General features: G+C 47.7%; 9 protein-coding genes. 3 read left to right on the top strand and 6 right to left on the bottom strand.

Annotation, left to right across the window (positions count from 1 at the left end; genetic code table 11):
- The 6 genes from coaE to V5298_RS03880 form a co-directional block, all read right to left on the bottom strand.
- A partial coding sequence (gene coaE, locus V5298_RS03905) for a dephospho-CoA kinase (RefSeq protein WP_332930162.1) occupies positions 1–430 on the bottom strand: 430 nt, incomplete at its 3' end.
- A complete protein-coding gene (locus V5298_RS03900) occupies positions 427–1,311 on the bottom strand; it encodes an A24 family peptidase (RefSeq protein WP_332930161.1) in 885 nt (294 codons plus the stop codon). The genes V5298_RS03900 and coaE, both read right to left, overlap by 4 nt.
- Positions 1,312–1,439: 128 nt before the next feature.
- Positions 1,440–2,648, bottom strand: a complete 1,209-nt coding sequence (locus V5298_RS03895; protein WP_332930160.1) for a type II secretion system F family protein — start codon at positions 2,646–2,648, stop codon at positions 1,440–1,442.
- Between the two features lie 59 nt (positions 2,649–2,707).
- Positions 2,708–3,154: a pilin gene (locus V5298_RS03890; protein WP_332930159.1), complete on the bottom strand. Its 447-nt coding sequence runs from the start codon at positions 3,152–3,154 to the stop codon at positions 2,708–2,710.
- Between the two features lie 245 nt (positions 3,155–3,399).
- The gene (gene nadC / locus V5298_RS03885; RefSeq protein WP_332930210.1) at positions 3,400–4,254 is read right to left on the bottom strand and encodes a carboxylating nicotinate-nucleotide diphosphorylase; all 855 of its coding nucleotides are present in this window, start codon (positions 4,252–4,254) and stop codon (positions 3,400–3,402) included.
- A 17-nt stretch (positions 4,255–4,271) separates the two neighbouring features.
- On the bottom strand, positions 4,272–4,778 hold the full coding sequence (locus V5298_RS03880) for a retropepsin-like aspartic protease family protein (protein WP_332930158.1): 507 nt from the start codon (positions 4,776–4,778) through the stop codon (positions 4,272–4,274).
- Positions 4,779–4,948: 170 nt separating this feature from the next.
- Between V5298_RS03880 and ampE the strand changes: the two genes are divergently transcribed.
- From ampE to aceE, 3 genes are all read left to right on the top strand, one after another.
- Positions 4,949–5,815 carry a regulatory signaling modulator protein AmpE gene (gene ampE / locus V5298_RS03875; protein ID WP_332930157.1) on the top strand — a complete coding sequence of 289 codons (867 nt, stop codon included), beginning with the start codon at positions 4,949–4,951 and terminating at the stop codon, positions 5,813–5,815.
- 339 nt (positions 5,816–6,154) lie between these two features.
- Positions 6,155–6,913, top strand: a complete 759-nt coding sequence (locus tag V5298_RS03870) for a GntR family transcriptional regulator (RefSeq protein WP_332930156.1) — start codon at positions 6,155–6,157, stop codon at positions 6,911–6,913.
- 165 nt (positions 6,914–7,078) lie between these two features.
- Complete coding sequence (aceE, locus tag V5298_RS03865; protein WP_332930155.1) at positions 7,079–9,745, top strand: pyruvate dehydrogenase (acetyl-transferring), homodimeric type; 2,667 nt, start codon at positions 7,079–7,081, stop codon at positions 9,743–9,745.
- The last annotated feature ends 3 nt before the right edge of the window (positions 9,746–9,748 follow it).

Here is a 9,748-nt window from a genome sequence, read left to right as displayed (position 1 = left end):
GGGCACGAGTTAACTGGGTGTTTTCATCACAATCCACCACCAAAACCCGGTTCGTCAGTGCATCCAGCTTGTTTTCTATAAGCAAGGGAACAGAAAAAATCACGTAAGGGGGTTTCGATTGGGCAAGCTGTTCGTTCATGGCTGTTCGAATAGCCGGGTGCAGTAAGTTATCCAGCCATTGTTTGTGGGCGGTATTGTTAAACACAATCTGACGGAGTTTAGCCCGGTTTAGGGCGCCGTCCTGGGTAAGAATACTCTTCCCAAAGTGGCTAATAATCTGCTTTAGCGCAGGTTGTCCAGGGGCCACTACCTCTCTGGCAACAACATCGGCATCCACCACATCAATGCCTCTCGCGGCAAATAAATCGCTGACAGCGGATTTGCCGCTGCCGATACCGCCGGTTAACCCCACAACAAAGGGCGCACTCATGATCCAAACACCCAAGCCAGATACATGTTAGTGATGGGGGTTTTATACAATAAGGTTAAATAACCCGCCACGGCCAAATAAGGGCCAAAGGGAATGGCCACAGACTGCCCTTTGCGCTGGCTTATCATAAGCACAATACCCACACATGCGCCCACTACCGAGGAAAGTAAAATAATAATGGGCAAGCCCTGCCAGCCGGTAAAGGCACCTAGGGCGGCTAATAGTTTAAAATCACCATAGCCCATGCCTTCCTTACCGGTAAGCAGTTTAAAGGCCCAATACACGCACCATAGGCTCATGTAGCCTACGGCAGCGCCGATAATGGCATCCACAGGGCTGACAAATACCGATTGGGTGCTTAACAATAAGCCTAGCCACACTAACGGCAAGGTTAGCTGGTCGGGCAATAACATTTTGTCTAAATCGATAAAAAGCAGGGCAATCAACACAAACACAATGAATATGGCCCATACCCCTTGGCTAGTAGCACCAAAATGCCAAGCGCTAAAGGTGGCCACAAGGGCGGTGAACAGCTCTACCAGTGGGTAACGTATAGAAATGGACGCCTTGCAGTTTGCGCACTTGCCGCCTAAAAACAAATAACTGATGAGGGGGATATTCTCCCAGGCACGAATTTTGTGCTGGCAGTGAGGGCAGGTACTGTCTGGCTTTACTAGGTTGAAGGGCGGGACGGTGGTAGCCTCATTGAGATCGTCGCTGTGAAAATAGCTCTGGTATTCGGCTTTCCAGGCCCGTTCCATCATAATGGGCAAGCGGTAGATCACCACATTTAAAAAACTGCCCACCAGCAAACTAAAAATAAAAACGCTAATAAGAAACGTAGGCAGGCTTTGCTGCATTAATGAAAGTATGGCGTCCATAAGTGCTTATATAACTGCTTATAATGATGTGATTAACCTTGCTAAGACTGCCTGAATTAGCGGTTTGTCTCAACGACAAATATTCTTTTATTTTTATAAAGGTAGGGTGGGTATAAGGGCCTTTGGTCTTATACCACGTTACCCATGTCAAAGATTGGCAAGTACATGGCAATAATCAATCCGCCTATGATAACGCCCAGTACTGCCATAATCATAGGCTCGAGCAGGCTGGTAAGGCCATCCACCATATCATCCACTTCGGCTTCATAAATGGTGGCAATTTTTGATAGCATTTCATCCACCGCGCCGGATTCCTCGCCAATGGCCACCATTTGGGTGACCATATCGGGGAACACATTGGTGGCCCGCATGGCGGTATTCATTTGCATACCGCCCGCCACTTCTTTTTTAATAAATTGGATGGCATCCCGGTATACCGCATTGCCTGCGGCGCCGGCGGCAGAGTCCAGGGCGCCAATTAAGGGCACCCCGGCAGCAAAGGTGGTCGATAGGGTACGGGCAAAACGGGCCACCGCCGCTTTTTTTAAAATTGCCCCGACCACGGGAATTTTTAAAATTAGCTTATCTACGTTATCCCGCAATTTGGGGGATTTTCGGTGGGCGCGAATAAACAATATGGCCGCAGCCACCATGGCCATGGCAATAAAAATGCCGTAATCCTGCACAAAACGGGAAATGCCCAGTACCAACTGCGTAAAGGCCGGTAATTCGGCACCAAAGCTAGAGAAGATTTCTTCAAATTGGGGCACCACAAACACCAGTAAGATGGTGGTGACAATAAAAGCCACTACTACCACCGCAATGGGGTAAAACATGGCTTTTTTAATTTTCGATTTTAAGGCTTCGGCCTTTTCTTTATAGGTAGCAATACGGTCATAAATGGTTTCAAGGGCGCCGGATTGCTCACCGGTTTTAACGAGGTCGCAATACAAATCTTCAAAATATAAGGGGTGTTTACGTAGTGCGCTGGATAGGGGGTTACCGGCTTTCACTTCATCGGTAATCTCGCCTAACAGTTTGCGCATGGCTGGTTTATCGTGGCCCTGGGCTATCATTTCTAAGGACTGAATAAGGGTAACACCGGCGTTTAACATGGTGGCAATTTGCCGGGAGATGACACAAATGTCTTTGGCGTTAATTTTTTTACCGCCACCGAATAAGGACCTAGGTTGTTTTTTTACTTTGTGGGCTGAGATGCCCTGACGACGAAGGAGGTTTTTGGCTTCTAGGAGACTAATAGCTGAAATTTCGCCTTTTCTGTTACTTCCCTGTTTGTCTTTGCCTTGCCATATAAAAATTTCTGCAGTTTTAGCCATGACTTTTACTCCCTAAAAAAGCCCGAGTACGATACTCGGGCTGAGGTAAACTTAACTAATTAGCAGTAATCAGTGTTGGCACAGGTTTCTGCCCATGTAATTAAACCTTTATCAGTATCGTATGTACCTTTAAGGGTATAAGTTTCGGATGCTAGCAGACCACCTTCGGCCTCTGGAGTTACCACTATAGAGCCAACTGTTGCAGATGCTGGTGTCCATGTTACAGCGTTGACGTATGTGGATACACCACCACTTAGGTTACTCGGAACACCATTTTCACTAGCCTCACATTCAGTTAGATCCCCCTCCGCTTGTACGCAGACTTCAATGGCAGTTTTAAAGGCTTGAGCCGCTAATACCACTTCAGAAAAGCGGGCTTTCTTTGTATAGTTATTATATGCTGGCAATGCTACAGCAGCCAGGATACCGATGATCGCGACCACGATCATGAGTTCGATTAGGGTAAAACCTTTTTGGTTTTGGTTAGATTTAGTGAAGTTTTTCATGGTTTCTCTCCGGGTGTGCGTATAATACGCTAAATTAAACTTATGCATTCAAAGTTACGTTTTATACCTGAGTCGTCCTTTACAACGCCCCCGGTACTTGATTCTCAGTATATGCCGAGATCCCTACCTGACAAGTATTCAGAAATATACATATGAATGGTAAACGGCGATCTAAGGGGATTGGGTGGATACCTAAAGGAGAGAAGGTAAAGATATCCACCTTATTGATTTTTAAGAGGAATTCTTTACTTTAACGTTACCCGAAGCGACAGATCTACCGCTTGTATATGCTTGGTTAATGCCCCTGAAGATATATAGTCAACCCCTAAATTAGCCAAGGATCCCAGTCTTTCTTTCGTAATATTGCCAGAGACTTCCAGTTTACTGCGCCCTTTTGTGCTTGCCACTGCGCTTCGGATCTGATCATTGGTGAAATTATCCAACATTATGATATCAGCCCCGGCGGATAACGCCTGTTCCAGCTCTTCAAGGCTTTCCACTTCAACTTCTACCGGTTTGTTTGGGTTCATGGACTTGGCCGTGGCGACGGCCTTTTCAATGGAGCCACAAGCAAAAATGTGGTTTTCCTTTATAAGGTAGGCATCGAACAAACCAATACGGTGGTTGACACCGCCACCGCAGGCAACGGCATATTTTTGTGCCAAGCGTAAACCGGGTAGGGTTTTACGGGTATCAAGAATACGGGTTTGGCTGTCTGCTAGCAGTGAAGCATATTCGTGGGCAGCGGTGGCCGTGGCCGAAAGGGTTTGCAAAAAGTTAAGGGCGGTGCGCTCGGCGGTGAGGATCCCTCTAGCCGGGCCCGATAAACTTAACAAGGTATCACCGGCTTTGGCACTGTCGCCATCGGCCACATGCCAGGTAAGGGTGATGGTGGGATCGACCAAGCTAAACGCCGCGTGTGCCCAATCGATACCGCAAACAATGCAGTCTTCCCGGGTGATCACCGTTGCTTCTGCTTGGGTGCTGCTATCAATAAGGTTCGCCGTGATGTCAAAGGCGGGATCGGGCGTGCCGCCCAGATCTTCGGCTAGCGCAAGATTAACCTGCGCGCGGATGCTGTCTGCTGAAGGTTGCGTCATCATGTCTATTCGTGCTCTTAAAGGGTTCGCAATATTAACCAATCACCGCGTTGGGTAAACTCCAGTTGGGATAAAACGCTCATGCCCAGTAAAATCTGGTTATCGTTCATACCGGGGTTTAAGTTAGCGCGGACGTTTCTTATTTCAATGTCGCCGATAGTAACAGAATCTAGGGTGGTACGGCTAACCCGCACTACGCCATTGGCGGTTTGTGCCAAGCCGCTACCTTGCACTTGTAAACCAAGTTGTTGTTGCAGGTGGGCAGGAATTGCCACATCGGTGGCGCCGGTATCCACTAAAAATTCCACCGGCACACCGTTTATGGTGCCGGTAGTCACATAATGACCGGCGCGGTTTTGTTTTAACCTCACTTCGGTTTGATTGGCTATTCGTACCGATTCCGGTTGCTGGTTCGGATTGGCCTGGCGGGCCAGCATATCGCTGAACACATAGGTCAACAGACCTAACCCACATACCCAGGCCAGTATATACATCCATTTTCCTGCTTGTTGATGGCTACTCATCACACCACTTAACTTGACTACCCTAACCGATGATAATAAAGCTATCCTAGAGTAAGGCAATGGCGCGCCGTAAACTTAGTGCGGCTATTTGCTATTGACGTTCATCCGTCTTATGGTGATTTATCGTTATGCAATAAACCACGCAGCAATCTCTAATAAAGGACAGTAAAGTGATACTTATCAGTTTATTAATCGCCATTGGATTAGACAGGCTAATAACCCGACCGGATTATTGGCGTTCCACCTGGGTAACGGAAAAAACCTTAGGGGCCGTATGTAAAAAAAGCGATGGCAAAGCGGGGAAATGGCGGGTATGGCTTGGATTGCTGGTGCCCGCGTTGGTATTGATGGGCTTAGAATGTGTGCTATTTGGTAATTTTACTACATTTATAGTGCAAACTGTCATTGTGTTCCTTGCCTTAGGATGCAGGGCTTCCCGTCATACCTATAAAAGTTGGTTGCAAGCAGCCCAGCGAGAAGACAGTGAGGCCTGTGATCTATACGCCCGACAATTACATAAAGGGCTAGTTGGACAGGAAGATAACAGTGATGTGGCCGACGATGGTACACAAATTCAACGGCTGTTGTTACTGGCGAATTTTCAGTTTTATGCTGCTGTGATCATCTTCTTTATTGTATTGGGGGCGCCAGGTGCACTGCTATATATGACAGTGCGGGAAGCCCACCGTTATTTCATTGCTGCGGACTGGCCTTGTGCTGAGCATAGCGGGTCGCTGTTACACTACCTTGAATGGATCCCGGTGCGTATTACCGCCTTTGGTTTTCTGGTGGTGGGACATTTTTCAAAGGCGTTGCCGGTGTGGCTTGAATACCTGTTTCAAGGCCACATGGAAAGCCAACAGTTTTTGTGGCGGGTGGGACGTCAGGCAGAAATTATTGAGCCAAAAGACTGCGCGACATGTAACAAGTTAATGGCCTGTAGCCATGTACTTGCTGGTGTGCGTCTAGCGAAACGGAATATTCTTTTTCTACTGGTGGCCACCGCGGTGCTTACCTTATCTGGCTGGCTGGTCTAACCACTAAGATGGGTCGCGCATCCATGGTGAATATAGCGGGAAATGGGATCATATTTGATGATAATTTCCCCGCTTTTGTTTACATATTAACGGCATAATTATAACGACTCGTTATTTTCCAAACTCATCAGACCAGATTAAAGTGTAGAAAATTTTCAACAAATTCAATATATAGAGACTTTTGGTGTAAGTTTACACGGGACTTTTTGTCTCTAACTATTTACCTGAATTTGGATCTGGCCTAAACTAGATAGGTAAATTGGTATTACCAATGAAGGGTGGCTTACAAATTTGTTTACAATTTGGCCGCCTTTTTTATAACCGAGGATCCGTCAATTTATGCGTCAAGGCCGAAGAAAACTGTCAGATGTGATTACTGAGCAGCTGGAATCCATGATTCTTGACGGCACCTTATTGGCGGGCCAGCAATTGCCTCCCGAACGTGAACTGGCCATGCAGTTTGATGTATCCCGGCCGTCTTTGCGGGAAGCCATCGGTAACCTACAGGCCCGCGGCCTTGTAGAGCGCAAGCAGGGAGGCGGTACCTTTGTTAACCGCAACCTTAACGCTGCCATGACCGACCCACTGATGGCACTGATTAGTCGCCGTCCGGAAACCCAATTCGATTTGCTTGAATTTCGCCATGCCCTTGAAGGCATGGCCGCCTATTATGCTGCCTTACGTGGGCAGCCGGAAGATTATCAGGCATTGCAAGCCGCGTTAGATAATTTGCCGGAACCTGGCCCGAAAGACAGTAAACGGCCACTGGCCGAGGCGGTGGGTGAATTTTACATGGTGATGGCGCGGGCTTCGCACAATATGGTGTTGTTGCATGTGATGAGTACCATGCAATCCATGTTGGTGGAAAATATCGAACGTAACTTCGATATGTTTGCCCAGCATCACGATGATGAAACTGATATTAATGGCGAAGTAACCCGTCAGCGTAAAGAAATTTTAGCGGCCATTGCGTCTCGCGATCCAGAGGCCGCTCGGCAAGCATGTAATGCACATCTTGCCTTGATTGAGAAAACGCTCCTGGCGATCAACCAGCGCGATAGTCGTGTTCAACGTGCGTTAAGACGCTTGGAGATATAGGGCTAGGCCCTATAAACGGAATACTTACCGCTAAGTTTGGGTAAGAAAATTAAAAAACGGTGAGCTACTTAGGCTCATACAATGTACAACCTAGTTTAGTCTTATCATCCTCCGATAGTCGTCGGTAAGGATGGTTTTTACTATCAGCAACAATAGGATGGCACCATGACTGAAATGATGCACCAAGATGTGGATCCCCAAGAAACACAAGAATGGCTGGAGTCGTTAGAGTCAGTATTAGAAGAAGAGGGCGTTGAACGCGCTCATTTTTTACTAGAATCACTGATTGAGAAAGCACGCAGAAATGGTGCCCACTTGCCGTACGACGCCACCACGGCCTATATCAACACCATTCCACCGGGGCAGGAACCGACCATGCCTGGTGACCAAACTATTGAAGGTAAAATTCGTAACGCATTGCGTTGGAATGCCTTGATGATGGTTTTACGTGCCTCTAAAAAGAATTTGGATCTTGGTGGTCACATATCCAGTTTTGCTTCTTCGGCAATGCTTTACGATGTGGGCTTTAACCATTTCTATCGTGCACCTAATGAAAAAGACGGCGGCGACTACGTGATGTATCAGGGCCATGTGGCACCCGGTATTTATTCCCGCGCATTCATTGAAGGCCGTTTAACTGAAGAACAGTTAGATATGTTCCGTCAGGAAGTGGATGGCAAAGGGCTGTCTTCTTATCCTCACCCTAAATTGATGCCTGATTTTTGGCAGTTCCCTACGGTATCTATGGGCTTGGGCCCAATGCAGGCGATTTACCTTGCTCGCTTCCTAAAATACCTTACCGATCGCGGCATTAAAGATTGTTCTGAACAGCGCGTATGGTGCTACCTAGGCGATGGCGAGTGTGATGAGCCAGAAAGCTTAGGTGCTATTGGCCTGGCTTCCCGTGAAGGTTTGGACAATCTGACTTTCGTGATCAACTGTAACCTGCAGCGTCTTGATGGCCCTGTACGGGGTAACGGTAAAATTATTCAGGAACTGGAAGGCACATTCCGTGGCGCTGGCTGGGAAGTGATTAAAGTTATCTGGGGTCGCTACTGGGATCCACTTTTGGCCCGTGATACCTCTGGTAAATTGCTTAAACTGATGAACGAAACCATTGATGGTGAATATCAGAACTGTAAAGCAAAAGGCGGTGCCTATACTCGCGAGAAATTCTTTGGCAAGTACCCAGAGCTTCAAGAAATGGTATCGAACATGTCAGATGATGACATCTGGCGCTTGAACCGTGGTGGTCACGATCCGGTAAAAGTCTATGCGGCTTATGATCGGGCAGTGAAAACCAAAGGTCGTCCACAGGTTATCCTAGCCAAAACGGTAAAAGGTTACGGTATGGGCGCGGCCGGTGAAGGTAAAAACATTGCTCACCAAGTGAAGAAAATGGATATGGAAGCGGTTAAACATTACCGTGATCGTTTCAATATCCCCGTATCGGATGAGCAACTGACCGATCTGCCGTACTTCAAATTCGACGAAGACAGCGAAGAAATGAAGTATTTGCGTGCTCGTCGTGAAGCCTTGCATGGCTATATGCCAGTGCGCCGCGCAAAAACCTCGGATGAATTGCCCGTCCCCGAACTTAAAGCATTTGAAGCTGTGACGAAAGGGTCTGGTGACAGAGAAATCTCTACTACTATGGCCTTTGTGCGGGTGCTGACAGCCTTGTTGAAAGACAAGAAGATCGGTAAGCGTGTGGTTCCTATTATTCCTGATGAAGCCCGTACGTTTGGTATGGAAGGCTTGTTCCGCCAAGTGGGTATTTATTCTTCACAAGGTCAAAAATACGAACCGCAGGATTCTGATCAAGTCGCGTACTACCGTGAAGATAAAAAAGGTCAGGTATTACAAGAAGGGATTAACGAACTAGGCGCCATGGCCTCTTGGCTGGCTGCCGGTACTTCCTACAGTACCAACGATCTGCCCATGATCCCGTTCTACATTTATTATTCCATGTTCGGTTTCCAACGTGTTGGTGACCTCGCTTGGGCGGCAGGTGACTCCCGAACCCGCGGTTTCCTTGTAGGTGGTACGGCTGGACGCACCACGCTAAATGGTGAAGGTTTGCAGCACCAGGACGGTCACTCTCATACTCAGGCAGCGTTGATCCCTAACTGCGTAAGTTACGATCCTACCTATGGCTACGAAGTGGCGGTTATCGTGCAAGATGGCTTACGCCGTATGCTAGAAGAGCAGGAAGACGTGTTCTATTACCTAACGGTAATGAACGAAAACTACAAGCAGCCTGCTATGCCTAAAGGTGCCGAAGAAGGCATTGTTAAAGGTATTTATAAACTGGATACCGTAGGTAAGAGCAAGAAGAAAGTGAAACTGCTGAGCTCCGGTACCATCATGGAGCAGGTGCGTGAAGCGGCCGCTACTTTGGCGGAAGACTACGGTGTTGAAGCAGAAGTTTACAGCGTGACGTCGTTTAACGAACTGACCCGTGAGGGCCAGGATTGTGATCGTTACAACATGCTGCACCCTGATGCTGAAAGCAAAGTGCCTTACATTACTGAAGTATTAAGCAACGGTAACGATGGCCCCACTATTGCGGCAACCGATTACATCAAAAACTACGCCGATCAGGTGCGTGACTTTGTCCCTGGACCTTATCGCGTATTGGGCACTGACGGTTTTGGCCGCTCAGACAGCCGTGCGAACTTGCGTCGTCACTTTGAAGTTGACGCTGCACATGTTGCTTACGCGGCCTTGTACGAACTGTACAAAGCGGGTGATGTTGATGCCAAGACCCTGTCTAAAGCGATGACAGATCTGGGTATTGATGCCGAAAAAGTTAACCCACTTTACGCTTAAGGA

Origin of the sequence: Alteromonas sp. 14N.309.X.WAT.G.H12, from assembly GCF_036697315.1 — a bacterium.
Classification (GTDB): Bacteria; Pseudomonadota; Gammaproteobacteria; order Enterobacterales; family Alteromonadaceae; genus Alteromonas.
The sequence above is the reverse complement of the archived record's forward strand: the minus strand, read 5'-3'. Positions and strand labels throughout refer to the sequence as shown.